This is a genomic window from Actinomadura sp. WAC 06369 (genome assembly GCF_003947565.1).
GTDB lineage: Bacteria > Actinomycetota > Actinomycetes > Streptosporangiales > Streptosporangiaceae > Spirillospora > Spirillospora rifamycini.
Map to the genome: position 1 here is coordinate 1 of NZ_QHJN01000125.1, position 24,424 is coordinate 24,424.

Below are 24,424 nucleotides of genomic sequence, written 5' to 3' on the forward strand. Positions count from 1 at the left end.
CACCTGCACCGCCCCACCGACCCCGGTGACCCACGCCTCCTCCTCCACCGCCCCCAGCGCCGCCCCCACGACGCCCTCCGAAGGAGGGTGTCGCAACAACACAACAAAGTCCCGACTCAATACGGCCCCGCAATCGCTCTCAGCAAGCGGCCAGGCCCAGCCGGGTCAACTCGACGTCCCGACCGCCGCGACTTTCATCCCAAGCCTTGTACCGCCACGTCCCGACATCTTCAATGCCATACCCGTCACACAATGCGACCACGACCATCTCAGCCAATCGCTGATAGTCCTCAGAGTAGGCCGGCCAGCTCAACATAGAAAACCAGTTGCCTGCTTCCGAACCTTGCCGCCGCGACCACCCGGCTGCTCGAATCGCCTGCTCCCCCTCGACAGAAGCCCGCTTGTCACTTGCAAGGAAGCAATTGGCGACCACTTCGACGGTGAGTTTGTCCTGCTCCTGCACGAACTGTATGTAGCGGCCCTCGCCCGCACTGCCCGGCTCACTGATGACCACATAGGTTCCGGCTGCCAGATCCGGCAGTTCCAGAGCCAAGCCGTCGGAGAACTCTTCCCATTCCATCTCGGACCCCGCCCACCACAAGACGATCAAAATCAGTTCACCAGGTATCGACACCGGCCTCCGAGGAGCGAGCCCGCCGATCGAACACGGCAACCCCGTTCACTCGTCATCCGCATCTTCTACATACTCTGCCACCCGATCGAGATATTTATTCGATTCCAAAATGAACGACACGATCATACTGTAGCGAATCAAGGTCAAAGTGGAGTCGGGCCTCCTCCACAGGATTTTTGGCGTCTCTCCGGGGATTCTTTCTGCGGGTTCACCCAAGGCCACCCGAGCAAGAACATAGGACTCGGTGAAGAGGTCTCGCAGCCAACGCTGCTCCTCGCGGGATGCCGGGTCGATTATCGAACCGACTTCAACGCTTATCCGGGTCATTTCCCCCAGCGTCAGCGTGATCTGCCCACTTCCCATACCCAGACCCGTATCGAGCTCCACACCCCCCTCGTCCTCGAGTTCGATTTCCCAATCGAAGTGCTCCGCGACACGGCGAACATCCCGGGAAGTCCAGGAAAGGTCATAGTTGTAAAGATCCGCCGCAAGGCGTGTGATTTCTTGCTCCGTACGCCTGACGGGTTCCACAGTCGGCTCCCACTAGGAATCGAGACCGGATATATCTTTTACAGTATACTTCCCCGCACCTGACGCCGTGAGGACGAACTTCGCCCACTCGACTTTGCCCGTGTGACGAGTCCGCACATAGTAATACTCCCCTTCGATATTTCCCGACCGCAACAACTCCTGCAGACGCGCCTTCAGTACCGGGTCGCCGTCCAGCGCCGCCTTGATATCCGGGTCAATGCGAAGTTCGAATCCATAGTACTCCGGACTCCCTTGTTGCGCCGTCTTGAGGTCGCCGACGTCACGCCCCTCGAGCGAAGCGGACCCGGCCTTGGACTCGACGGCGATGAAGGTCGCATCATCGGGGCGCAGAAGCACCCCTGTGACATCCAGCGTGTCGGCTTTGCCCCGTGCACTGTCCAGGGGAGTGAGCAGATCGGCCTTCAACTTGTGGACGACGAAGTCCTTGGCCGCCACCATTCCCATCCGCTCAGTGGTACTGACCAGCACCGCCTGGAGCGCATTATATGTATGCGCATTGCGCTCGAGTTCCCTGACGCTCTGCAGCATCGCCACCTTCTCCTGCCTCGTCAGGTCCGGGTTCCGCCTGATCTTCAGGCGCTCCGCGCCGAGCACTTCATCGATCTTCTCCCTGGTATTAATCTGATGTATCTTCTCAATGCCATACTTGCCCATCTCGGCCTTTACAGCTGACAAGTGTCGTTGTCGGGTCTCCACGATGTGACTGCGGGTTTCCCGGATGAAGTCGATGGTCACTTGAGCTGCGGGAGACGGATGGTACGGCCGCTTCGGCCCCATCGACATCTCGAAGTCGTAGCCCTTGCTCTTCGGAAGCGGGTCCTTTACGTAACGCCCGTCCGCACCGCGCGGCTTGCGGCCGCCTTCGTTTCGAACGACGTCTTCGCCATCATCCACATGGCGCGGCCTGTCGGTCTCGGGATCTCTGTAGATTCCCTTCGGGTCACCTTCCCGATAAAGTCGGCCATCGTCTCCGAAGTAATACCGGAAGCCGTTCTTGGTGAAGCCGGCCGCTTCGCCGGTGGCGCGCGTACCGCCTTCGGGCGGCCGGGTACCGGCTCCCTCCTTCGCAGGTATCCCCTCTTGCGGATCACTGCGGCCGTGCGGCGCCGGGTCCTCCCCCAAGGGCTTTTTGGCTTCGGCTAGGGTCAGCCAGTTCTTGGCGCGCTCGGACAGGCTGGTCGCCAGGTCTTTGGTCTTGGCGGCGAGGCCGGGGCCCGGCGGGCCGCCGGGGACGGCGTTGCCGGGGATGCCCGCGACCGCGGGTCGCAGGCCGATCGGGTCGGTGGGAACCCTGACCAGGTGGACGCCCTGTTCCTTCAGGGCCTTGAGGATGTGGCCCGTCTTGGCGCCCGCGTAGGCGAGCTGGTTCAGGGGGTCGAGGGCGCGGCCTGCGGCGGCGGCCGCGCGGACGCCGGTGTTGGCGGCGCGGGCGGCCTTGCCGGCACCCGCGGCGAGGCTCGGGGCCTTCTTGGCGCCGACGAGCATCAGGACATTGCCGAGCACCATGCCGCCGGCGCGGGCGGGGTCGTCCCGCCACTCGTCCACGGCGAGGAAGCCCTGCACCATGCCCTTGTGGGTGTTCCACACCATGTCGCGGACCGGGTCGAAGACGAGGAGCGACTGGGCGCCCGGGACGGCCACGACGGCCGTGGCGGCGGCCCACTCGCCGATGCCCCGCCAGGCCGCGGCGGCCTCGTCGGCGCCCTGGAGGAAGACCAGCGACGAGAGGCCGCCCCACGTGACGTCCCACAGGCCGCCGCCGAAGCTCTGGACGCCGTTCCAGACGTCCTCGTACCAGGGGAGGTCGGCCTCTTCGGCGGTGCCCCACGGGGGCGCGGACGGACGGGCGCCGGTGCGCGCCGGGGCGGCTTCGCGGCCGCCGTAGGCGGCGTAGATGTCGGCCGCGCAGCGTTCCTCGGCCGCGGCGAGCGCGACGGCCTGGTCGCGGACGGCCGCGACGAGGCGGTTGTTCTCGGCCACCTGGCCCTCGTCCTCGCGCCAGTCGGCGGGGGCGGCGAGGACGAACGCGTGCGCGTCCACGAGAAGGGACTCGAGGCGCGCCTTGATCGGGCGGATCGCCTCGGCGAACGACTCGAGGGCGCCCGCGACCCGCCAGACGCCCCAGGCGAACTCGGCGGTGTCCTCCCGGACGGGACGCGCCGCCCGGCGGAGGAGGTCGCCTTCGGGTGCCTCGTAGACGCCCGGGTGCAGGGCGTGCGTCCAGGTGTGGTCGATGTTCTCGCCGGTCTCGCGGATCCCGGTGGCGGCCTTGCGCAGGCGGGCCGCTTCGTTCGCGACGCCGATCGGGTCGAGGTTGGCCAGCATCCGCTGGATTCCCGCGACGTCGATCATTCGCCGGGCTTCGGAAGGTCGGCGGAGGTGGGGGCGACGCGCGCGCTGCGCTGAGCCTCCTCGGCCATTTCCTGGTCGCCGCGAAGGTAGGCGTTCGTCGCGTTCGTGACGCCCTCGATGCAGTTCGACGTGCGCTGGACGGCCAAAGCGAGCGTGTACTGGTGGTGTGTGCCGAACCCTGCGAGGGCCGCTTTGATGCGGTCGCTCCGGGTGAGGTCGCCCGCGTGGACGAGCGCGTCCCGGTACGTCCGGTCGTGGGCGGGGAGCGGCTCGGCCGCCGCCATGGTCCGCGCGATCGCGCTGCGGACGCCCGGCACGCTGATGTCCCAACCTCTGATCGTCACCCGCACTCCTGCCGTCTGACTGCACCGGTAACGAGAGTAAAAGACGGGTATGACGAGAAGCGTTGTCTTATTAGGCGATTTATGGCTGTCTGCGCGTTTTTGCGAGTGACCGCTTATGGTCAGGCGGGCGGGGCGCGGGGCGGGACGGTGGGTTGGGGCGTCCCGCCCCGCCGGCGGGTCAGTGGCCGCCGCGGCCGGACAGGTGGTCGCGGACCCGGTCGACGAGCCCGGTGCCGGGGGCCAGCAGCTTGTTCAGCGGCGGCGTCTGCGGCGCCGCCGGGTGCGGCCGGGTGGGCGCCGTCTTCTTCGCGGCCTGCACCTGGTCGCCCAGCGTGTACAGCTCGTCGGCGCCGGCCTGCTCGGCCAGCGCGGGGAACAGGGTGGTCTCCTCGTGCTCGATGTGGGCGGCGACGTCGTCGATCAGGCGCCGCACCATGGCGGCGAAGGCGCCGCCGGCGGTGTCGGCGGACTCCAGGTCCTTCAGCAGCCGCTCGACCTCGGCGTGCTCGCCGATCTCCTTCTCGGCGATCTGCTCCCCGCCCGGCACGTACCGGCGGACCCAGGGGTACAGGTACATCTCCTCGGCGACCGAGTGCCGCACCAGTTCGATGGTGACGTCGTCGAGGATCCGCCGCCGCTGCCGCGCGTCGGACTCGGCCGTCAGTTCGTCGAACATCTCCTCGACCTCGCGGTGATCGTGCTTCAGCACCTCGATCACGTCCCGCCGGTCTTCTGCCATCTTTCGCCTCCACGTCCGCCGACGCATCACTGCCACCAGAACGAGCCGGCGCCGCCACCGTCCGGCAGGGGGCCGCCCCGGCCGCGGACTCGGCCGACGCCTTCGCGGGGGGACGGGTGGTGGTCAACCGGCAGGCGGCCTGTTACCCCGGGGAACCCGTCCCACACACAAGATCGCGGGACGGGCGTCAGCGGGCGGTGCCGGAGGCGTGCTCGGCGAACAGGTCGATCAGGTCGCGGACGTCGTGGTCGGACTCGCTCGGGTGCCGGAAGGGCCGGTCGAGCTTGACGGTGTAGGTGTTGCGGCGGCCGACGCGGGTGCGGGTGAGGTAGCCGGCCTCTTCGAGATCATTGATGATCAGCTGGGCCGCCCGCTCGGTGATGCCGACCTCCCGGGCCGCGTCGCGCATCCGGATGCTGGGCGAGCGGGCGATGAGGATCAGCACCCGCGCGTGGTTGGTGAGGAAGGTCCACGTCTTCTTCGGCTCGGTTGAGGTCTCCAAATGCCCGCCTCGCGTTCGCTCGCGGTCGCCGCCTGCCGGACGCGGGACGTCCGGCCCCCGCCCGGTACGAGCGTCCGTTGATCTCCATCATACGACGCGCCTTTGGCGAATTCGATTTCAGGTATTACACTTACCGAAAGTTGATTGGTCAATGATGTCCCGGATCGATGAGGCAGGTGACCCGTGCTCGTCAAGCCGTCCGCGCTCTCGCCCGACGCGGTGCCCCCGGCGGCGGCCGCGCCGACCGGCGAACGCCCCGCACGCGACCTGGTGCTCCGCACGTCGAAACAGGGCCCGCTGGAGATCCTGCACATGGACGGCGTCCTGGACGCGGAGACCGCGGTCACGGCCGAGGCGCAGATCCTGTCGACGATCGTGCTCACGCGGGAGCCGCTGCACCTGGTGCTCGACCTCGGCGGGCTGACCGGTATCGACGCCGCCGGGATCGCCCTGCTGGCCAAGGCCCGGTTCGCCGTGCGCGCCGCCCGGGGCACCCTGCACATCGTCGCCCCGGCCGGGAGCACCGCTCACTTCGCCCTCCGGACGGGCGTGCCCCGCACGGCGCCCGGCCCGGTCGAGGACATCGCCGACATCCGGCTCGGGGACGGCACGGGCGCGCCGGACGCCCCGGCGTAGGCGGGCGCGGAGACACGAAGGGAGCCGCCCGTCCGGGCGGCTCCCTTTCGCGTGCGGGCGTCGTCAGCCGGCGGACGGGGCGAGGGCTTTCACCGCGTCGGGGACGGACACGTCCTTCGCCGGGACGACCGCGAGGACGGGCGTCGTGAGCCCGTTGTCGACGTACTCGCGGATCCGGGCCCGGCAGGCGGCCGGGGACCCGTGGACGATCAGGTCGTCGACGACCTCGTCCGGGATGACCTCGAGGGCCTTCTTGCGGTCCCCCGCGGCCCACGCCTCGTTCATCGCCCGCAGGGCGTCGCCGCGGCCGAGCCACTCGTGGAACGCGCGGTAGACCGGGACGGTCATGTACGCGGCGATCATCCAGCGGCCGATGGCGCGGGCCTCGTCGGCGTTCTCGGTCGGGCAGACGAACAGGCGGGCGATGAGTTCGCGGTCGTCGCCGAGTTCGGACCGGACGGTCCGGACGTCCTTCGGCGCGAGCCAGTTCGTGATCGCGCCGTCGGCCTCGCGGGCGGCGAGGCGGAGCATGCCGGGGCGGAGGGCCGCCAGGACGATCGGCGGCGGGGACGCGGGCGCGTTGTCGAGCTTGAAGCCCTTGACGGTGAAGGTGTCGTACTCCTCCTTGACCTTCTCCCCGGCGAGGGCCTTGCGGAGGAAGCGGACCGTGTCGCGGACGCGCTTGTACGGCTCGTCGAACGGGATGCCGTTCCAGCGTTCGACGATCGTGTCCGAGGACGTGCCGATGCCCATGACGAACCGGCCCGGGGCGAGGCCGGCGAGGGTCGCGGCCTGCTGGGCGAGGAGGGCGGGGCCGCGGGTGTAGACCGGGACGATCGCGGGGCCGAGGCGCAGCTCGGGGGCCCACTGGGAGGCGAGGGCGAGCGGGGTGAAGGCGTCGGTGCCGTTCGTCTCGGCGGACCAGGCGTCGGTGTAGCCGAGGCCGGGCAGGCTCGCGATGATCTCGCGCTGCTCGGCGAGCGGTCCGGAAAGCGGAATGGTCAGTCCCCAGCGAGACATGTGGGCTCCTAGGCGATCGAGGGCCGGATGGTGCTGCCGCCGTCCACGACGAGGGTCTGGCCGGTCATCCAGGAGGACGTGTCGCCGGCGAGGAAGACGGCGGCGGTGGCGATGTCCTCGGGGACGCCGAGGCGACCGAGCGGCAGGTGCGCGCTGATGGCCTCCTCGTTGCCCTCCCAGAGCCCGCGGGCGAGGTGGGTCTTGACGAGGCCGGGGGCGATGCAGTTGACGCGGACCTTCGGCGCGAGCTCCACCGCGAACTGGCGGGACAGGTGGATGACGGCGGCCTTGGTGGCGTTGTAGTAGCCGATGCCGTGCTCGGTGACCATGCCGCCGACGGACGCGATGTTGATGATCGCGCCGCCGTTCTCCTGCATGGCGCGCTTCCACGCGAGGTTCGTCCAGGTGACGATGGAGAACTGGTTGACCTCGACGGTCTTCGCGGCGGCGGACGGCTCGATGTCGACCATCGGGCCGAAGTAGGGGTTCGTCCCGGCGTTGTTGACGAGGATGTCGAGGCCGCCGAACTCGGCGATGGCGGCGTCGACGCAGGCGGCGGCCTGCTCGGCGTCGCCGACGTGAGCGGCCTTGGCGAGGACGCGGGCGTCCGGGTGGGCCGCGAGGATGTCCTTGGCGGCCTCGTCGAGCCCTTCTTGCTTGCGGGAGGAGAGCACGACGTTGGCGCCCTCGGCCACCAGCGCGGTGGCGATCGCCTTACCGATGCCCCGGGACGCCCCGGTGACCAGGGCGGTCTTGCCTTCCAGTCCAGTCCGCATCCGCGGTCTCCTTCCACGAACAGAATCCGACTCGGTCACTGTACCCAAGTGACTGACGAGTCAGTTAGCTGGCCTTCCCCGCCGTGTTCCAGGACGAACCGGCGGAATCCCTCCACGACGGGCGGCCGGGTGCGGGCGGTGGACCAGACCAGGCCGATCGTGCGGGTCGCGCCGGTGTCGGTGAGGGTGAGGTGGCGCAGGCCGGAGAACTCCTCGCCGGGCCGGGGCGGCGGGACGATCGCGACGCCGAGGCCCGCCGTGACGAGGCCGCGGACGGTCGAGGTCTCCTCCCCCTCGAACGCGATGCGGGGCGGGCCGCCGGCCTCCGCGAACAGCTCCTCGGCGAGGGTCCGCAGGTGGGCGCCCTCGCGGAGCGCGACGAACGGCTCGTCCAGGACGTCCCGGACGGACGCGCGCCGCCGCCCCGCGAGCCGGTGGGCGGCCGGGACGGCGAGCTGCAGGCGCTCGGTGACGAGCGGGTGCCAGGTGAGGGACGGGTCGTCGGGGCGGGGGCTGTTGATCGCGAGGTCGGCGCGGCCGTCGAGGACCATCGCGGTGACGCGCTCGGAGCGGTCCTGGCTGAGGCGGAACGCGACGCCGGGGTGGCGGTCGCGGTAGCGGCGGATGAGGTCGGGGACGAACGAGGGCCCCTGCGTGTGCAGGAAGCCGAGGGACACCTCGCCGCGCTCGGGGTCGGCGGCCCGCGCGAGGGCGCGGTGGGCGGCCTCCTCCTCGGCGACGAGCCGGCGCGCGTGCTCGGCGAAGACGCGGCCGTACGGGGTGAGGGCGACGCCGCGCCCGGCGCGGTCGAGGAGGGGGTGGCCGAGTTCGCTCTCGAGCCGGGCGACCGCGCGGGACAGTCCGGGCTGGGAGATCCGGAGTTCGGCTGCGGCGTTCGTCACATGGCCGAGTTCCGCGACCGTCAGGAACCACCGGACGGTGAGGAGATCCATGGACTCATGATGGATCCGCATCGGTTGCAGAGTAAAGAGTCATTGGACGCATGGATCGGTCCAGGCGGACCCTTGGCGAGTGACCGCGACCCTGGAGACCCCCCGACGCCACCTGCCCGGATCGCCCGGCCTGCGCCGCGTGAACGGGGCGCTGTTCGCCGCCGGCCTGACGACGTTCATGTCGCTGTACTGCACGCAGGCGCTGCTGCCCGAGCTGTCGGCCGACCTCGGCGTGGCCCCGGGGCGGGCGAGCCTGCTCGTGTCGCTGGCGACGGGCGCGGTGGCGGTCGCGGTGGTCCCGGTCAGCTCGCTGTCGGAGCGGTACGGGCGGACGCGCGTGCTGCTCGGGTCGGCGGCGGCGTCGGCCGTGATCGGGCTGCTGCTGCCGCTGTGCACGACGTTCCCGCAGCTCGCGGCCGTCCGGACGGTGCAGGGGCTCGCGCTGGCCGGGGTCCCGGCGGTCGCGATGGCGTACCTGGCGGAGGAGGTGGACGGCGCGCACCTGGGCGGCGCGATGGGCCGGTACGTGGCCGGGACGGGCATCGGGGGCGTGCTCGGACGGGTGGTGCCGGGCGTCGTCACGGACTTCGGCGGCTGGCGCTGGGCCCTCGCCGCGACCGGGCTGCTGGCCCTGGTGTGCACGGTCGCGTTCCGGCTGCTGCTGCCGCCGTCGCGCTTCTTCCGCCCGGGGCGCGCCGGCCGCCCCGGGCTCCGCGCGCACCTGGCGGATCCGGGGCTGCGCCGCCTCTACCTGGTGGCGCTGACGGCGATGGCCGGGTTCGTCACGGTCTACAACTTCCTGACGTACCGGCTGCTGGAGGCGCCGTTCCACCTGCCGATGGCCGTCGTCAGCATGATCGCGGTGATGAACCTGGCGGGGTCGGCGGCGTCCGCGCGGGCGGGCGTCCTCGCCGACCGCGCCGGGCGGCGGGCGGTGCTCGCCGGGGCGCTCGTGCTGGCGGCGGCGGGCCTGGTGCTGATGTTCCCGCCGGTGCTGTGGCTGGTGGGCGCCGGCCTGCTGGTGTTCACGGTCGGGTTCTTCGCGGCGCACTCGGTGGCGAGCGGGTGGGTCGGGGCGCACGCGTCGGCGAACCGGGCGCAGGCGTCCGCCCTGTACCTGTGCGCGTACTACCTCGGCAGCAGCCTGGGCGGGACGGCCGGCGGGTACGTGTTCGAGCACGGCGCGTGGACCGGGACGGGCCTGTACGTGCTGGCCCTGCTGGCGGTCGCGCTGCTCGCCGCCACCGCACCTGTCTTGAGCGGGCGCTTGGTTGCTAGGCTGCGCCGGTAGGCGATCAAGGCGGGAGGCCGCGTGACCACCACCAAGGAACGTCGTCCGGCGATCGACGGCTGGTTCTGCGAGCGGGACGGCGGCGTGCGGCTGCTGGGCACCCGGTGCGGGACGTGCGGCACGCCGTACTTCCCGCGCAACGAGCTGGCATGCAGGAACCCGCACTGCGACGGCCCGCGGGACGGCTCCGAACTCGCCGAGTACGCGTTCTCGGCGCGCGGCAAGATCTGGTCGTACGCCGATTCCCGCTACAAGCCGCCGCCCCCGTACGTCTCCCCCGACCCGTTCCGGCCGTACACGGTCGCGGCGGTGGAGCTGGCGGACGAGCGCATGGTCGTCCTCGGGCAGGTCGTCCCGGAATGCACGGTCGACGACCTGGCCGTCGGGATGGAGGTCGAGCTGACCGAGGGCGTCCTGTACGAGGACGACGACACCGAGTACACCGTCTGGATGTGGAGGCCCGTCAAGTGAGCGGTTCGGTGGCGGTGCTCGGCGCCGGGATGCACCCGTGGGGCAAGTGGGGCCGCAACTTCGTCGAGTACGGGCTCGCGGCGGCGCGCGCCGCGCTGGCCGACGCGGGCCTCGCGTGGACGGACGTCCAGTACGTGGCGGGCGCGGACACGATCCGCAACGGGTACCCGGGGTTCGTCGCGGGCGCGACGTTCGCGCAGGCGCTGGGCTGGTCCGGGGCGCGGGTGTCGAGTTGCTACGCGGCGTGCGCGTCCGGGGCGCAGGCCATCGCGTCGGCGCGCGCGCAGATCCTCGCGGGCCTGTGCGACGTGGCGCTCGTGGTCGGTGCTGACGCGGCCCCCAAGGGGTTCTTCAAGCCGGTCGGCGGGGACCGCCCGGACGACCCCGACTGGCTGCGCTTCCGTCTGCTCGGCGCCACCAACCCCATCTACTTCGCCCTGTACGCGCGTCGCCGCATGGCCGTGCACGGCGCCACGCTCGACGACTTCGCCGCCGTGAAGGTCAAGAACGCACGGCACGGGCTGAACAACCCGAACGCCCGCTACCGGAAAGAGGTCTCGCTGGAGGACGTCCGGGAGTCGGCCGTCGTCGCGGACCCGCTGCGGCTCCTCGACATCTGCGCGACGAGCGACGGCGGCGCCGCGCTCGTCCTGACCTCGGTGGACTTCGCGCGCCGGCACGGCATCGCCGACCCGGTGCGGATCCCGGCGCTGTCCACGGTGACGCCCACGTTCCCGAAGACGGTCCTCGACCTGCCCGACTTCGCGACCGACTCGGCGATGGCCGTCGAGCCGCCGGACCGCCCGTTCCGGTCGGCCATCGCGCACGCCGCGTACGAGGAGGCCGGGATCGGGCCGGACGACCTGTCGCTCGCGGAGGTCTACGACCTGTCCACGGCCCTCGAACTCGACTGGTACGAGGACATCGGCCTGTGCGAGGCGGGCGGCGCGGAGGAGCTGCTGCGCTCGGGAGCCACGGCGCTCGGCGGCCGCGTCCCGGTGAACCCGAGCGGCGGGCTGGCGTCCTTCGGCGAGGCGATCCCGGCGCAGGCCATCGCGCAGGTGTGCGAGCTGACGTGGCAGCTCCGCGGCACCGCGGACGGCCGCCAGGTCGAGGACGCGCGGGCGGGCATCGCGGTCAACCAGGGCCTCTTCGGCCACGGCTCGGCGGTCATCGCCGTCCGCTGACCGGGCTTCCCGCAGGCGGGCATGCCGCCGATCCTGCGAGAATCGCGGCATGTTCGCCGTGCGGCTGCTGGTAGCGCTGTCCGCGACGCCGCTGGTGGCGGCGGCGGTGACCGGCGCCTGCCACCTCGCCCTGCACGCCGACCCGTGGTACCGCCTTCTCCTCCTGCCCTGCGCCGCGTTGTCCCTGGTCGTCGCCTGGCACATCCAGTCCTTCATCGAGGACAAGGACACCCACACCCAGGTACTCGTCGCCTGCGTCGTTTTGTTCACCACGTTCGTGACCGGGCACACGGCGGCCCTCACCTGGGTCGCTCCGCGGCACACGTGCACCGTCGTCGAGGCGGTCACCTGGAAGCAGGACCGCGGCTTCGGGGATGTGACATACCGTCGGCTGACCTGCGACGACGGGCACACCGAAAAGCTGGGCAGCAAGCCGCAGCCCTGGGCGAAGGCGACCGACATCACCGATCGGGCGGCGGGAACCCGCGTGCAGGTGGCCTACGACCCGAACGGGAGTCTCCCCTCCCTGGAGATCCGCGGCCGCATCTGGTGGCTGCTGGTGATCGGGTCCGTCGTCTCGATGCTCCTGACGCTGTCGGCGCACGCCGGAATGGTCGTCGCCCACCGGCGCCGGCGACGGTCCTGACGTGCTCCGGGCGTCCGGCTACGAGACCGTGAAGCCGTCGCAGCCGATGTAGTAGGCGTCGCCGTTCGGGTGGACGTGCAGCCAGACGATCGTCCAGGTGCCCTGCATCAGCGGGTACGCTCCGCCCGAACCGGCCCACTCGAAGTCCGTGGGGTAGGTGAGGTAGACCCACTCGGTGCCGGTGAGCCGCTGGGGCTTGCTCCGCGCGGCGCCGGACACCGCGTTGCCGATCGGCGCCCCGCGCGGCACGCGCACCTCGGCGGCGACGTAGTAGCCCGCGGGCGTCTCCCACTTGTGCCGCACGCCGAACTCGACGGTCTTCCCGCTGTGCGGCGTCCGGGGCGCGGAGAGCTGCATCTGCCGCTGGAGACTCGAGTTCTCGGGGCGGAGCGCCGGGATGCAGGTGTGGTCCGTCGCGGAGAAGGCCACGCTCTGGTAGTCGGTCGTGGGCTGCTTGAGCAGCAGTTCGTCCGGCGGGCGGCCGTCCGGGCCGGGGGTCCGCCCGCCCGCCGCGCCGCTCGGCCCGGTGGAGGCGGCGCCCGTCCCCTGCCCGTTCCCGGCGCCCGCCGCACCGCCCGCCGCACCGCCCGCCGCCTGCCCGGACGTCTGCCCCGCGCCGGGCGTCCCGCCCGCCGGGTCGTCGGAGTCGAGCAGGACGCGCGCGCCGAGTGCGGCGCCCAGGACGACCGCGACCGTCGCGGCGACGGCCGCGATGACGGCGGCGCGCGAGCGCAGGCCGGGCCCGCCGCGCAGCGTCGCCGCGCGTTCGGGCGGGACGAGGCCGGTCGCGACGGCGTCGGCGACGTCGGACGGGACCGGTGCGGGGGCGCCGACGATCCGCCGGTAGTCGGGGTCGTCGGCGAGCGCCCCGTAGGGCGCCGTCCGGTGGAGCAGCTCCTCCAGCGGGACGCGGTCGGCCGGGTCCTTGCGCGCGCACAGTCCGACGAGCTCGGCGACGCGGGGGTCCGCGCCGTCGAGGTCGATGTCGCCGCCGAGGGTGCGGTGGATGATCGCCTCGATGCGGCCGCCGCCGAACGGCGGGCGCCCGGTGGCGGCGTAGGCGATGGTCCCGGCGAGGGAGAACACGTCGGAGGCGGGCACCGGCTCCTGCTCGCGGACGACCTCCGGCGCGACGTAGCCGGGGGTGCCGTTCCACGCGCCGGTCCGGGTGATCTGCGTCTGGTCCTCGCCGCGGGCGATGCCGAAGTCGATGAGGCGCGGGCCGTCCGGGGCGAGGATCACGTTGCCGGGCTTGAGGTCGCGGTGCTGGACGCCCTGCCGGTGGATCTCCAGGAGCCCGTGCGCGAGGGCGGCGAGCAGCCGCAGGCACGTGTCGGGCGGCAGCGGCCCGGACCGGGCCACGGCCTGCCGCAGCGTCGGGCCCGGGACGTACTCGGTCGCGAGCCAGTACGGCGGCGCGTCGAGCCCGGCACCGACCATCGAGGCGGCGAACCGGCTGCGGACGCGCTCGACGGTCGCGACCTCGCGGCGGAAGCGGGCGAGGGCCTCCGGCCCGTCGAAGTCCTCGCGGATGACCTTGAGGGCGACGTGCCGTCCGCCGTCGGTCAGTCCCAGGTACACCTGGCCCATGCCGCCCGCGCCGATGCGGGCGAGCAGGGGGTACCCGCCGATGGCGGCGGGGTCCTCGGGTCGTAGCGGCTCCACGGTCAGCGGCCGTCCGGTCGTGCGTTCATGCCGCGCATGATCTCACTTCCGGCGATCACGCGACCACACGGACTCAAGGGACGAGCAGTGGCGTATCGGACGGCTCTCGGGCGGCTCAGCGGGCCTTGCGGGCGACGTGCAGGGCCCAGCCGATCAAGGGCGCCTGGAAGGGGCAGGCGGCCGTAGGCGGCGGCGCGCAGCGGCAGCGCCCGGTGCCGCCGGTCGCGGGCTGTCTTGATGCCGGAACGGCCCGCGCGGGCCCGCGCGGGGTGCGGTTCAGGGCATGCGGCGGATCTCGTCGATGACGGCGGGCATCGCGGCGTTGGTGCCGCCGAACCAGTCGAGGAGGAACGCGACCTGCTCGTCCGTGCAGCCGGCGAGCCGCTCGCGGAACTGCCGGGTGACCGGGTCGAAGTACCGTCCGGCACGCTCGGCGGCGCCGGGGACCAGTTCGACGATCACGCGGCGCCGGTCGTCGGGGTCGCGGGTGCGGCGGACGTGCCCGGACTTCTCCAGCCGGTCGATGACGGCGGTGATGGCGCCGCCGGTCGTGATGCCCATCAGCTTCGCAAGGGCGCCGGGCGTCTGCGGGCCGTCGAGGGCGAGCGCGTTCACGCACTGCGCGTCCGTGACGTTCATCCCCGACTTGGCCGCCGTCGCGTGGTGCAGCAGGACGGTGTACATGGTGGCGCGCCGGAGCTCCGCCGCGAGCTCCGCCGCCCGCCCGGCCGCCGGCGTCCCGCGCGTCGGCCCGCCGGCCCCGCGCCCGCGCTCGGGGGTCGCCACGACCCACCTCCGTCTTCTCGAAAATAGAGCGTTCGGAGAGTGTAGCGGTCGGTGCCGACACGGCTGCGGCGCGGGCACGGACGCGGATACGGCACGGACGCGGATACGGCACGGACGCGGACGCGGGTCCGTCGCGGCGTGTGGGTCAGGTCATGGTCGCGGGCGCCGGAACCAGTATCCGGGCGCCCCTATCATGGTTTTTGTTAGGCCCGCTAACAGTGGGTCCAGGCATGGCCCCGAACCCCACAAAGGCTCGGGGCCGACCCGTACCGGGGCCCGGTCCGCCTCAGCGGGCCTCCTCCGCGATCTGCTTCGCCCAGCGGTAGTCCGCCTTCCCCGCGGGCGAGCGCTTCATCTCCTTCACGAACGCGTACGTGCGCGGCACCTTGTAGCCCGACAGCTCGCGGCGGCAGTGCGCGTCCAGTTCCTCGGGAGCGGGCGCGTCCCCGGACGGCTGCACCACGGCCGCGACGCGGCTGCCCCAGCGCTCGTCCGGGATGCCCGTGACGACCGCGTCGTACACGGCCGGGTGGCCCTTCAGGACGGCCTCGACCTCCTCCGGGAACACCTTCTCGCCGCCGGTGTTGATGGCCTGCGACCCGCGCCCGAACACGGCGATGGAGCCGTCCTCCTCGACCGTCGCCATGTCCCCGGTGAGCAGCCAGCGGCGGCCGTCCACGACGGGGAACGTCTTCGCGGTCTTCTCCGGGTCGTTGTAGTAGCCGTGCGCGATGTACCCGCTGCGCGCGACCTGCCCGATGACGCCCGACCCGGGACGGACGGGGCGGAGCGCGTCGTCGAGGACGGTCACGTTCTCCACGTCCGGCGCGAACCGGAGCCCCTTCTCCGGGGACGACCCCGCCACCGCCTCGGCCGTCGAGCCCGATTCGGTCGACCCGAAACGGTCCAGGATCATGCGGCCCGGCAGCAGCTCCGCGATCCGGTCCCGCACGCTCCCGGTGAGGATCGCCCCCGTCGACACGAACGCGAACAGGGACGACGTGTCGTACCCGCCGCGGGCCAGCTCGTCCGCCATCGGGATCGCCATCGCGTCGCCGGTGACGGTCAGCGAGTTGACCTTCTCCCGCTCGATCGTCCGCCACACCTCGGCCGCGTCGAACTTGCGCGTGTAGACGAGCGTCGCGCCCATGAACCACGCGATCCAGGTGGCCATCTGCGCGGCGCCGTGCATGAGCGGCGCGATCGGCATCATCACCATCGGGCCGCCGTTGCGGGCCAGCTCCACGACGTCCTCCGGCCGCTCGGGGCGCGGGAACGTCGGGTTCCAGAACGCGAACAGCATCTGCTCGGTGGACCACATGACGCCCTTGGGCATCCCGGTGGTGCCGCCCGTGTAGACGATGTAGGTGTCGTCGGGCGAGCGCGGCGCGAACCCGCGCCCGCCGTCGGCGTCCCGCAGCGCGTCCTCGTACCGGACGGCGCCGCCGATCGCCGGCGCCCCGCCCACGGCGATGAGGTGCCGCAGCTTCGGGACCTCGGGGACGACCGCCGCGACCCGCTCCTCGAACTCCACGTCGTACAGCAGCGCGACGCTGTCGGAGTCCTGGTAGATGTAGCGGAGCTCGCCCTCGACGTACCGGTAGTTGACGTTGATCGGCACCGCGCGGATCTTCAGCGCGGCCAGCAGCGCCGCCGCGTACTCGACGCCGTTGTAGAGCTGGACGGCGACGTGCTGCCCGGGCCCGACCCCGGCCGCCGCCAGGTGGTGCGCGAGCCGGTTGGCGTGCTCGTCCAGCTCGGCGTAGGTGAGCCGCCGGTCGCCGCACACCAGCGCGGTCCGGTCCCCGATCGCGTCCGCGACTCCCTCGAACAGGTCGGCGTGGTTGTACTCCATCGGTCACCCTCCGAAGGGGGTTGAGGTGGGGGAGATGGAAGGTTCGCGTCGCGGCGTCGCGCTACGGCTTCTCGCTGCCGACGATCCACATCGCGTAGAACTGGGCGCCGCCGCCGTAGGCGTGCCCGAGGGCGCGGCGGGCGCCCTCCACCTGGTGCTCGCCGGCCCGGTCGCTGACCTGCATCGCCGCCTCGGCGAAGCGGATCATCCCGGACGCGCCGATCGGGTTGGACGACAGCACGCCGCCGGACGGGTTCCAGGGGATGTCGCCGCCGAAGGCCGTCGCGCCCGACTCGGTGACCTTCCAGCCCTCGCCGTCGCCGCAGAACCCCAGGTTCTCCAGCCACATCGGCTCGTACCAGGAGAACGGGACGTACACCTCGGCGCAGTCGAGCTCGCGGCGCGGGTCGGCGATCCCGGCCTGCGCGTACACGTCGGCGGCGCAGTCCCTGCCGGCCTGCGGGCTGACGTTGTCGCGGCCCGCGAACGCCATCGGCTCCGAGCGCATCGCCGCCGCCTGCACCCACGCGGGCTTGCCGGGCGCCTTCTTCGCGGCGTCCTCGGACGCGAGCACCATCGCGCACGCGCCGTCCGACGACGGGCACGTGTCGAGGTAGCGGATCGGCTCCCACAGCATCGGCGTCGACTCGACCATCTCGCGGGAGATGCCGGGGATCTTCAGGTGCGCGTACGGGTTGCGCAGCGCGTTCTCCCGGTCCTTGACGGCGACGAGGTGCCCGATGTGCTCGGGCGCGCCGGTCCGGCGGATGTACGCGCGGATGTGCGGGGCGAAGTAGCCGCCCGCGCCCACCACCAGCGACGTCGTGAACGGCGAGTTCACCGTCAGCGCCCACGTCGCGTTCGACTCCGACTGCTTCTCCCACGCCAGCGTGAGCACCCGGTCGTGGACGCCGCTGCGGACGAGGTTCGCCGCGACGATCGCGGTGGACCCGCCGACCGACCCGGCCGTGTGCACCCGGATCAGCGGCTTGCCCGCGGCGCCCAGCGCGTCCGCGAGGAACAGCTCCGGCATCACGACGCCCTCGAACAGGTCGGGGGCCTTGCCGACGACGATCGCGTCGATGTCCCGCCAGGTCAGCCCCGCGTCGTCGAGCGCCCGCCGCGCCGCCTCGCGCAGCAGCCCCGCCATCGACACGTCCAGCCGCCTGGTCTTGTACTGCGTCTGCCCGACGCCGATGACCGCACAGGAGTTGGCCATTACTTCTCTCCCGACATCACGCACACGAGGTTCTGCTGCAGGCAGGGACCGGACGACGCGTGCCCGAGCGTCCGCGACGCCGTCCCGTCGTGGATCCGGGCCGCGGCCTCGCCGATCCGGATGAGGCCCGCCGCCATCAGCGGGTTCGCCGCGAGGGCCCCGCCGGACGGGTTGACGGCGACGCCGTCGCCGAGGCCGAGGGCCTCGCGCAGGATCAGCTCCTCGTGGCTGAACTGGGCGTGCAGCTCCGCGACGTCGACGCCCGCCGCGCCGGCCTTCTCCCCGGCGATCCGCGTCGACTCCGAGCGGGTCAGGTCGCGGGCGCCCGGCGAGTGCGGCTCGACGCGGTGGTCGAACCCGGTGATCCACGCGGGCCGCTCGCACAGCTCGCGCGCCCTGTCGCCGGCCGCGAGGACGATCGCCGCGGCGCCGTCCGTCAGCGGCGCGACGTCGTGCTCGCGCAGCGGCGCGACGTCGTAGCCGGCGCCGTCCGCGGGGTCGGGCAGGTCGAGGGCGAACGGGTTGCCGCGCCCGGCCGCGCGGGACCGCGCGGCCACCGCGCGCAGGTCGTCCTCCTTGGCGCCGGACCTCTCCATGTACGCGCGGGCCTGCATCGCGGCGAGCGACACGTGGTCGACGCCGAGCGGCGCCAGGTAGTACGGGTCGTGCTGCTGCGTGAAGATCGCGCGGATGTCGTTCTGCGTCGACTTGCCGAACCCGTACACCAGGGCCGTGTCGGTCTCGCCGGTCTGGAGCTTCACCCACGCCTCGTACAGCGCCCACGCGCCGTCCATCTCGACGTGGCTCTCGGAGATCGGCGGCCACGCGCCGACCGTGTCCAGCGCCGACACGAACGCGAACGGGGCGCCCTGGAGGTAGTCGCAGGACCCCGAGCAGGTGAACCCGAACCGGCTCAGCCCGGTCCGCTCCTTGATCTCGCCGATCACCGGGGCGAGGATCTCGGTCTCCAGCAGCCCCTGGTCCGCGCCGCTGTGCTCGCTCTGCGTGAAGGCGACGACGGCTACTTCTCGCATCAGAGGTAGTCCTTGATCTCGTCGAAGGGGACGTCCGGCTCGTCGATGGGCGCGAACCACTTGATGTTGTTCACGCTCGCGTCCCACTCCTCGCGGGGCCGCCACTCGGCCTTGACGCGCATGCCCATCCGGACCTGGTCGGCCGGGATGCCCGCGACCAGCGTCAGCATCGGGACGCCCGCGCCGTCCAGCAGGACGTACCCGGACACGAACGGCACCTCGGGCGCCCGCGGGTCGGGGATGTTGTTGACCGCGAACGTGGTCAGCGTGCCGACGTCCGGCAGCTCGACCTCCTCGGGCATCGGCACGCCGTCGCGCGGGCACGTCTCCTTCATCGGGACGATGACCGCCTCGCACACCGGGCACCGGTTGCCGAGGACGCGGCCCTCGGACATGCCCTCCAGGTACCGGCGCAGCGCCCGCCCGCCGCTCAGCCGGTACTCCAGCTTCGCCTGCGGGTTGATCATCGTGACTTCCGGCAGGAAGCACTCGATGTCGCCGATGGCGCCGGTGCGCTCCGCCCGCCACTTCGGCCGCACCCGCATCCCCGTCTTCAGGAACTTCGGCGGCTCCGCGCCCGCGTCGAACACGCCGACGTCCAGCGCGTGGACGAGCGCGGTGTCGGCGCCGTCCGGGCGGATCAGCGCCCACGCGAACGGACGGTCGAACGGGTGCTCCTTCGCCGGGTGCGGCACCCACGACCACGTGGTCACGGTGCCGGCGGGGCCGACCTCGACGAACTCGTCCGTGACGTCGTCGCCGGTGTCGGGGTCGTACTCGGCCGGCGGCACGAGCACGCGGCCCCCGCCCGTCCGGACGCCGACCAGCCGGCCGTCCCGCAGCTCGCTCAGGAACCGGCCGATGACCGGGCCGACCGAGCGGGTGTAGCCGCCGGGGAACTCGACGACGTGGTTCACGTCAGATGGCACTCTCACGGTCCTTCCAGTACGGGTCCCTGAGCTTGCGCTTGAGCAGCTTGCCGTTCGGCTCGCGCGGCATGGTCTCGATGAAGTCGATCGTCTTCGGCCACTTCATCCGCGCGAGCCGGCCCTCCAGGGACGCGAGGATCTCGGCCGCGAGGTCCGGGCCCGGCTCGACGCCCGCGGCGGGCTCCACGACCGCCTTGATCTGCTCGCCCCACTCGTCGTCGGGAATGCCGAACACGGCGACGTCCGCGACCTTGGGGTGCAGGGTGATCTCGTTCTCGATCTCGGCGGGGTAGATGTTCGCGCCGCCCGAGATGATCATGTCGGACTTGCGGTCGGACAGGAACAGGAAGCCGTCCTCGGTGAGGTAGCCGATGTCCCCGACGGTGAAGAAGTCCTTGAGCCGGTCCTTCTCCGTCTTCGCCTTGTCGCCCTTGTACTCGAAGTCCGCACCGGCCATCTTCATGTAGATCGTGCCGTGCGTCCCCGCCGGGACGGGTTCGCCGTCATCGTCCACGATGAGCAGTTCGCTGATCGGCCACGCGTTCCCGACCGTCCCGGGGTGCGCCCGCCAGTCCTCCGGGCTCGCGATCGTCCCGCCGCCCTCGGTCGCCGCGTAGTACTCCCAGATGCAGTCGCCCCACCACTCGAGCATCCGCTGCTTGATCGGCACCGGGCACGGCGCGGCCGCGTGGATCGCCCACTTCATCGACGACACGTCGTACCGGTTCCGGACGTCCTCGGGGAGCGCCAGCAGCCGCTTGAAGTGCGTCGGCACCATGTGGGTGTTCGTGACGCGGTGCTCCTGGATGACCCGCAGGCAGTCCTCGGCGTCCCACTTGTCGGTGTAGACGAGCGTGTGCCCCATGTGCAGGGCCGTCCCACCGAACTGGGTCACGGCCGTGTGGTAGTTCGGCGACGTGATCAGGTGCGCCTGCGGCTCGCCGCCCGCCGGCCGCCCCGGCGGGATGCCGAACAGGCCCAGCAGGAACGTCAGCAGCTCCGCGCTGTCGTCCGGGTCGATCCCCATCAGCGCGCGCTTCACGCCCTTGGGCCGTCCGGTCGTCCCGGACGTGTAGTGCATCGTCGCGCCGTTGGTGCGGTCGTCCGGCAGCGTGTCCGGCCTGCCGTCGACGAGCTCCTCGTACGGCCGGAACCCCTCGACGTCGCCGAACGCGAACCGCCGGTGCGCCTCGATGGACTCGCCCGCCCGCGCGCCTTCCTGCGCGTACCGCTCGTGGACGAAGAACGCCTTCGCTTCGCTGTCCTCGACGATGTAACCGATCTCCGGACCGGTCAGGTGCCAGTTGATCGGGGTGTAGTACCAGCCCGCCTGCAACGCCGCGAGGTAGAGCACCACTCCCTCGACGCCGTTCGGCACGAGCCCGCAGATCCCGTCGCCCGTCTTCAGGCCGAGACCGCGAAGCCCGTGGACGAGCCGGTTCGAGCGCGCGAGCAGGTCGCCCGCGGTGTACCGCGTCCCGTCCGGATCGACGGCGGCCACCCATTCGGGGTCGGCCTGCGCCAACCGCCAAAAGCCCAACGCTCCCATCGGGTCTCCCTCCGTGAGCACGGGTGAGCGCCGTCACACTCCGGCGCCCGACTGCCAAAGTAGATCACGTTCTCGTTTTGCAGAGCAAGACCTACCGGCCGGGGAGGACTCTTACTAGAATCTGTTCTCGTTTCTTAGCCTGCAGGAGGGGACCGCCGTGGAACGGCTGCCGATCAGCACCGAGCACTGCACCGTCGAGCGCGACGGTCACGTCGTCATCGTCACGATGAACCGCCCGGAGGCCCGCAACGCCTTCAGCGGGAGCATGCTGCTCGGTCTCGCGGAGGCGTGGCAGTACATGTCCGACACGCCCGAAGTCCGGGTCGGGATCCTCACCGGGGCGGAGGGCACGTTCTGCGCGGGCGCCGACCTGAAGGCGATGGGGCAGCCGCCGTCCGACCCCGAGATCAAGGCGCGGATGGACCGCATCGAGAACTGGCACTGGAAGGGCCTGCTCCGCGAGGGCCGCCCCACGAAGCCGCTCATCTGCGCCATCGAGGGCTGGGCCGTCGCCGGCGGCACCGAACTGCTCGCGGGCACCGACCTGCGCGTCGTCGCCGAGAGCGCCACCCTCGGCCTGTACGAGGCCAAGCGCGGCCTCTTCCCGATGGGCGGCTGCGCGATCCGGCTCCCCCGCCAGATCGGCTACGCGAACGCGATGGACATCCTGCTGACCGCCCGCTCGGTGACCCCGCAGGAAGCCCTCGCGATGGGCCTCATCAACAAGATCGTCCCGGACGGCACCGCCCTCGCCGCCGCCCGCGAGCTCGCCGACCAGATCGCCGAGTGCGGCCCCCTCGCCGTCCAGGCCATCCTGCGCACCTACCGCGAGACCGAGCACCTCGCGGAGGAGGAGGCCCTCAAGATCTCCGACGAGATCGGCTGGCCCGTCATCGGCTCCGAAGACGCCAAGGAGGGCTCCAAGGCGTTCAAGGAGAAGCGCGCCCCCGTCTACAAGGGCAAGTAGCGCCCCGCACCTCTACCCGGCCGTCCCTGAGGCGGCCAGGTAGAGGAACAGGGCGCACAAGAACAGCCAGACGGCCAGAAAGCCGACATGGCCCGCGACCGCCGCACGTCTCCCCCAGGGGCCCGGCGGCACGAGCGCCATGCCGTCCCGATGCGCCCCGGCCCGCGCCAGGACGGCCTCGACCTCGGCCGCCATCGCGGCCGCGGACGCGTACGGGCCGAAGGTCGGCGCCGGCAGCGGCGCCCGCGGCCCCGTCCGCGTCGTCACGACGAGCCCGTACCCGGCCGTCGGGCCGCGCGGCACGATCGCGATCTTCGCGACGTCCCGCCACGGCACGCGCCCGGACGTCCAGCCCCTCCGCCAGGCGATCCCCCGCGCGTCCACCGTCGTCCGCGCCCATGGGGGCCGTCCGGTGAGGAGCACGGCGGTGCAGACCAGCAGCGGCGCGGCGATCATCATGCCCTTCGGCCCCAGCAGCGCGATGACGCCGGCGGCGTAGCAGGTCAGCGTCACGAGGACGGGCAGCGCGACCGCCCACCGCCGACGCGGTCGCAGGACGAGCGCTTCCGTGCCCTCAGCCGCGATCACAGGGCGAGGTTAGCGACGCGCCGCCCGGCCGTCCGCCGGAGGACGCCGAGGGACGCCCCGAGGTTCACCCGCGGGGCGCGGTGTCCGCTGGCGGACACGCCATTGACCAGGGAGAACGCGCCGCAGCATGATTTCTCGCCTCAATGAGGGGGAATTCATGACACGGACCTTCGCCGCCGCCTGCGCGGCCGCCTGCGCGGCCGCCGCACTCCTGCTCGCCGCCTGCGGCGCGGCACCCGCCGAGCCGCGGGCGGAGGCCGCGGCGACCGCCCCGGCCGTCGAGAAGCGCACGGTCACCAAGAAACGCTCGATCCCCTACAAGACCACGAAGGTGAACGACCCGTCCCTCGCCAAGGGCACCACGCGCGTGAAGCGGCGCGGGGTCAAGGGCGTCATGACCTACACCTACGAGGTCACGTACACGGGCGGCGAGCCGACCGGCAAGAAGCTGCTCGGCAAGAAGGTGACCAGGAAGCCCGTCACCCGGGTCGTCGCGGTCGGCACCAAGGCGGAGCCGCGGTGCGACGAGAACTACAGCGGCGCGTGCGTGCCCATCGCGTCCGACGTCGACTGCGCGGGCGGCAGCGGCAACGGCCCCGCCTACGTCAGCGGCCCCGTCCGCGTGGTCGGCACCGACATCTACGACCTGGACCGCGACGGCGACGGCACCGCCTGCGACAGCTAGCGGACAGCGGGCCGGCGAGGAGGGGTCCGCGCACTCGGGGCAGCGGACCCCGCCAGGCGGCGCGTTCGGGCGGTACCCCGCGTTGCGCGAGTGAATCTGGACATATAAAGTCCAGATTGCCTCTTTCCCTTCCGGAGGCGTGAACACTCGGGGCGGTCTGGATGTTTCCTTGTCAGGTGGTCGACCGGCCGCGCTCGCCCGCTCGGGCGTGGGCGGCGGTGCCGGCGGTCGCGGTCGGGATCTTCGCGCTGACGACCTCGGAGCTCCTGCCCGTGGGCCTGCTCACCCCGGTCGGCTCCGACCTGGACGTGCTCGTCGCCGCGTTCGACCTGTCCACCGCGCTGGGCGCCCTCATCGGCGGCGCCACGATCGACCGCACCGCGACCACCGGCGTCCTGTGGGTCGCCGGTCTCCTCGCACTGCTCGCCGCGGCGGCCGTCGGCGCGGCCCCGAGACCCCGCACGTACTGACCGACCCGCAACGAAAGGCCGTCATGTCGCACGACTTCGTCAACCCCGCCGCCCTGCACGACCCGACCGGCTTCGGCTACAGCCACGTCGTCCGCACCCCGGGCGGCCTGGTGTTCGTCGCCGGCCAGTACGCGTCCGACGCGGAGGGGAACGTCACCTCGGACGACTTCGCCGAGCAGGTCGACCGCTCGCTGGAGAACCTGGGCACCGCCCTGGCCGCGGTGGACCTCGGCTACGCCGACGTCGTGCGGCTCCGCACCCACATCGTCGACCACGACATGGACAAGCTCGCCGTCCTCGCCGCCCGGATCGAGCGGATCTGGGGCAAGCGTCCGCCCACGCAGACGCTCACGGGCGTGGCCTCGCTCGCGCTCCCGGGCATGCTCTTCGAGGTCGACGCCGTCGCGGTCCGCCCGTGACCGGAGCCCCGGCACCTGCCGGACGGGGGGATGCTCCTATAGATGTCAAGCGGCTAGATCAAGGCCGTTGACGGTGGTTGCTGGTGGGACCAGGGCGTGGTAGACCTCGCGGGCGATGTAGCGTTTGAGGCATCGGATGATCTCTTTCTTGCTCA

General features: G+C 71.7%; 26 protein-coding genes. 9 read left to right on the forward strand and 17 right to left on the reverse strand.

Going from position 1 to position 24,424, the window contains the following annotated elements; all coding sequences use genetic code 11:
• Positions 1-139: 139 nt before the first annotated feature.
• The 6 genes from DMH08_RS28045 to DMH08_RS28070 form a co-directional block, all read right to left on the reverse strand.
• The gene (locus DMH08_RS28045) at positions 140-580 is read right to left on the reverse strand and encodes a TY-Chap domain-containing protein (protein ID WP_125618788.1); all 441 of its coding nucleotides are present in this window, start codon (positions 578-580) and stop codon (positions 140-142) included.
• Positions 581-679: 99 nt separating this feature from the next.
• Positions 680-1,165 carry a DUF6301 family protein gene (locus tag DMH08_RS28050; protein WP_125618790.1) on the reverse strand — a complete coding sequence of 162 codons (486 nt, stop codon included), beginning with the start codon at positions 1,163-1,165 and terminating at the stop codon, positions 680-682.
• 12 nt (positions 1,166-1,177) lie between these two features.
• Positions 1,178-3,538: a hypothetical protein gene (locus tag DMH08_RS28055; protein WP_125618792.1), complete on the reverse strand. Its 2,361-nt coding sequence runs from the start codon at positions 3,536-3,538 to the stop codon at positions 1,178-1,180.
• Entirely contained in the window at positions 3,535-3,882 is a 348-nt protein-coding gene (locus DMH08_RS28060) for a DUF6507 family protein (RefSeq protein WP_125618794.1), read from the reverse strand. Before DMH08_RS28060 ends, DMH08_RS28055 begins: the two co-directional genes overlap by 4 nt.
• A 178-nt stretch (positions 3,883-4,060) precedes the next feature.
• Positions 4,061-4,621, reverse strand: coding sequence for a hemerythrin domain-containing protein (locus DMH08_RS28065; RefSeq protein WP_026405238.1), 561 nt, complete (start codon positions 4,619-4,621; stop codon positions 4,061-4,063).
• A 187-nt stretch (positions 4,622-4,808) separates the two neighbouring features.
• A complete protein-coding gene (locus DMH08_RS28070) occupies positions 4,809-5,123 on the reverse strand; it encodes a helix-turn-helix transcriptional regulator (RefSeq protein WP_026405239.1) in 315 nt (104 codons plus the stop codon).
• A gap of 183 nt (positions 5,124-5,306) precedes the next feature.
• Here DMH08_RS28070 and DMH08_RS28075 point away from each other — a divergent pair, with 183 nt between their 5' ends.
• Positions 5,307-5,759, forward strand: a complete 453-nt coding sequence (locus DMH08_RS28075) for an STAS domain-containing protein (protein ID WP_125618796.1) — start codon at positions 5,307-5,309, stop codon at positions 5,757-5,759.
• A 63-nt stretch (positions 5,760-5,822) separates the two neighbouring features.
• Here DMH08_RS28075 and DMH08_RS28080 read toward each other — a convergent pair whose 3' ends face one another.
• From DMH08_RS28080 to DMH08_RS28090, 3 genes are read right to left on the reverse strand one after another with little or no spacing between them, the layout of a single operon-like run.
• The gene (locus tag DMH08_RS28080) at positions 5,823-6,779 is read right to left on the reverse strand and encodes an LLM class F420-dependent oxidoreductase (RefSeq protein WP_026405241.1); all 957 of its coding nucleotides are present in this window, start codon (positions 6,777-6,779) and stop codon (positions 5,823-5,825) included.
• 8 nt (positions 6,780-6,787) lie between these two features.
• Complete coding sequence (locus tag DMH08_RS28085) at positions 6,788-7,555, reverse strand: SDR family oxidoreductase (RefSeq protein WP_026405242.1); 768 nt, start codon at positions 7,553-7,555, stop codon at positions 6,788-6,790.
• A gap of 35 nt (positions 7,556-7,590) precedes the next feature.
• On the reverse strand, positions 7,591-8,508 hold the full coding sequence (locus DMH08_RS28090; protein WP_026405243.1) for a LysR family transcriptional regulator: 918 nt from the start codon (positions 8,506-8,508) through the stop codon (positions 7,591-7,593).
• Positions 8,509-8,587: 79 nt separating this feature from the next.
• Between DMH08_RS28090 and DMH08_RS28095 the strand changes: the two genes are divergently transcribed.
• The 4 genes from DMH08_RS28095 to DMH08_RS28110 are packed head-to-tail and all read left to right on the forward strand — an operon-like array spanning position 8,588 to position 12,103.
• On the forward strand, positions 8,588-9,799 hold the full coding sequence (locus tag DMH08_RS28095) for an MFS transporter (protein ID WP_233617851.1): 1,212 nt from the start codon (positions 8,588-8,590) through the stop codon (positions 9,797-9,799).
• Positions 9,800-9,820: 21 nt separating this feature from the next.
• Positions 9,821-10,270, forward strand: coding sequence for a Zn-ribbon domain-containing OB-fold protein (locus tag DMH08_RS28100; RefSeq protein WP_199748046.1), 450 nt, complete (start codon positions 9,821-9,823; stop codon positions 10,268-10,270).
• A gap of 29 nt (positions 10,271-10,299) precedes the next feature.
• Complete coding sequence (locus DMH08_RS28105; RefSeq protein ID WP_233617853.1) at positions 10,300-11,457, forward strand: lipid-transfer protein; 1,158 nt, start codon at positions 10,300-10,302, stop codon at positions 11,455-11,457.
• Positions 11,458-11,506: 49 nt separating this feature from the next.
• Complete coding sequence (locus tag DMH08_RS28110; RefSeq protein ID WP_125618800.1) at positions 11,507-12,103, forward strand: hypothetical protein; 597 nt, start codon at positions 11,507-11,509, stop codon at positions 12,101-12,103.
• An 18-nt stretch (positions 12,104-12,121) separates the two neighbouring features.
• On the opposite strand, the gene DMH08_RS41175 is transcribed toward DMH08_RS28110, so the two are convergent.
• The 7 genes from DMH08_RS41175 to DMH08_RS28145 form a co-directional block, all read right to left on the reverse strand.
• A complete protein-coding gene (locus DMH08_RS41175) occupies positions 12,122-13,768 on the reverse strand; it encodes a serine/threonine-protein kinase (RefSeq protein WP_199748048.1) in 1,647 nt (548 codons plus the stop codon).
• 276 nt (positions 13,769-14,044) lie between these two features.
• Positions 14,045-14,554 carry a MarR family winged helix-turn-helix transcriptional regulator gene (locus DMH08_RS28120; RefSeq protein ID WP_233617852.1) on the reverse strand — a complete coding sequence of 170 codons (510 nt, stop codon included), beginning with the start codon at positions 14,552-14,554 and terminating at the stop codon, positions 14,045-14,047.
• Positions 14,555-14,840: 286 nt separating this feature from the next.
• Positions 14,841-16,409, reverse strand: coding sequence for an acyl-CoA synthetase (locus tag DMH08_RS28125; protein ID WP_125618802.1), 1,569 nt, complete (start codon positions 16,407-16,409; stop codon positions 14,841-14,843).
• A 61-nt stretch (positions 16,410-16,470) separates the two neighbouring features.
• On the reverse strand, positions 16,471-17,628 hold the full coding sequence (locus tag DMH08_RS28130) for a thiolase domain-containing protein (RefSeq protein WP_125618804.1): 1,158 nt from the start codon (positions 17,626-17,628) through the stop codon (positions 16,471-16,473).
• Positions 17,628-18,662, reverse strand: a complete 1,035-nt coding sequence (locus DMH08_RS28135; protein ID WP_125618806.1) for a thiolase domain-containing protein — start codon at positions 18,660-18,662, stop codon at positions 17,628-17,630. The genes DMH08_RS28130 and DMH08_RS28135 overlap by 1 nt, the downstream gene beginning before the upstream one ends.
• Positions 18,662-19,591 carry a Zn-ribbon domain-containing OB-fold protein gene (locus DMH08_RS28140; protein WP_026403098.1) on the reverse strand — a complete coding sequence of 310 codons (930 nt, stop codon included), beginning with the start codon at positions 19,589-19,591 and terminating at the stop codon, positions 18,662-18,664. Before DMH08_RS28140 ends, DMH08_RS28135 begins: the two co-directional genes overlap by 1 nt.
• Positions 19,581-21,140 carry an acyl-CoA synthetase gene (locus DMH08_RS28145; protein WP_125618808.1) on the reverse strand — a complete coding sequence of 520 codons (1,560 nt, stop codon included), beginning with the start codon at positions 21,138-21,140 and terminating at the stop codon, positions 19,581-19,583. The genes DMH08_RS28140 and DMH08_RS28145 overlap by 11 nt, the downstream gene beginning before the upstream one ends.
• Positions 21,141-21,297: 157 nt before the next feature.
• On the opposite strand from DMH08_RS28145, the gene DMH08_RS28150 reads away from it, so the two are divergent.
• A complete protein-coding gene (locus DMH08_RS28150; protein ID WP_199748049.1) occupies positions 21,298-22,107 on the forward strand; it encodes a crotonase/enoyl-CoA hydratase family protein in 810 nt (269 codons plus the stop codon).
• A gap of 12 nt (positions 22,108-22,119) precedes the next feature.
• Here the strand turns inward: DMH08_RS28150 and DMH08_RS28155 are convergent, their stop codons facing one another.
• Positions 22,120-22,695, reverse strand: coding sequence for a hypothetical protein (locus DMH08_RS28155; RefSeq protein WP_125618812.1), 576 nt, complete (start codon positions 22,693-22,695; stop codon positions 22,120-22,122).
• A gap of 157 nt (positions 22,696-22,852) precedes the next feature.
• Between DMH08_RS28155 and DMH08_RS28160 the strand changes: the two genes are divergently transcribed.
• The 3 genes from DMH08_RS28160 (at position 22,853) to DMH08_RS28170 (ending at position 24,269) form a co-directional block, all read left to right on the forward strand.
• Positions 22,853-23,380, forward strand: a complete 528-nt coding sequence (locus DMH08_RS28160; RefSeq protein ID WP_125618814.1) for a G5 domain-containing protein — start codon at positions 22,853-22,855, stop codon at positions 23,378-23,380.
• 176 nt (positions 23,381-23,556) lie between these two features.
• Entirely contained in the window at positions 23,557-23,850 is a 294-nt protein-coding gene (locus DMH08_RS41180) for a hypothetical protein (protein ID WP_199748050.1), read from the forward strand.
• A gap of 23 nt (positions 23,851-23,873) precedes the next feature.
• Positions 23,874-24,269, forward strand: a complete 396-nt coding sequence (locus DMH08_RS28170; protein WP_125618815.1) for a RidA family protein — start codon at positions 23,874-23,876, stop codon at positions 24,267-24,269.
• Positions 24,270-24,424 lie beyond the last annotated feature (155 nt).

Coding starts and splice junctions, on each gene's coding strand:
- DMH08_RS28135 (WP_125618806.1), bottom strand. CDS start 18,662: ATGCGAGAAGTAGCCGTCGTCGCCTTCACGCAGAGCGAGCACAGCGGC.
- DMH08_RS28055 (WP_125618792.1), bottom strand. CDS start 3,538: ATGATCGACGTCGCGGGAATCCAGCGGATGCTGGCCAACCTCGACCCG.
- DMH08_RS28090 (WP_026405243.1), bottom strand. CDS start 8,508: ATGGATCTCCTCACCGTCCGGTGGTTCCTGACGGTCGCGGAACTCGGC.
- DMH08_RS28160 (WP_125618814.1), top strand. CDS start 22,853: ATGACACGGACCTTCGCCGCCGCCTGCGCGGCCGCCTGCGCGGCCGCC.
- DMH08_RS28085 (WP_026405242.1), bottom strand. CDS start 7,555: ATGCGGACTGGACTGGAAGGCAAGACCGCCCTGGTCACCGGGGCGTCC.
- DMH08_RS28105 (WP_233617853.1), top strand. CDS start 10,300: ATGCACCCGTGGGGCAAGTGGGGCCGCAACTTCGTCGAGTACGGGCTC.
- DMH08_RS28080 (WP_026405241.1), bottom strand. CDS start 6,779: ATGTCTCGCTGGGGACTGACCATTCCGCTTTCCGGACCGCTCGCCGAG.
- DMH08_RS28045 (WP_125618788.1), bottom strand. CDS start 580: ATGGAATGGGAAGAGTTCTCCGACGGCTTGGCTCTGGAACTGCCGGAT.
- DMH08_RS28145 (WP_125618808.1), bottom strand. CDS start 21,140: ATGGGAGCGTTGGGCTTTTGGCGGTTGGCGCAGGCCGACCCCGAATGG.
- DMH08_RS28125 (WP_125618802.1), bottom strand. CDS start 16,409: ATGGAGTACAACCACGCCGACCTGTTCGAGGGAGTCGCGGACGCGATC.
- DMH08_RS28110 (WP_125618800.1), top strand. CDS start 11,507: ATGTTCGCCGTGCGGCTGCTGGTAGCGCTGTCCGCGACGCCGCTGGTG.
- DMH08_RS28065 (WP_026405238.1), bottom strand. CDS start 4,621: ATGGCAGAAGACCGGCGGGACGTGATCGAGGTGCTGAAGCACGATCAC.
- DMH08_RS28170 (WP_125618815.1), top strand. CDS start 23,874: ATGTCGCACGACTTCGTCAACCCCGCCGCCCTGCACGACCCGACCGGC.
- DMH08_RS28130 (WP_125618804.1), bottom strand. CDS start 17,628: ATGGCCAACTCCTGTGCGGTCATCGGCGTCGGGCAGACGCAGTACAAG.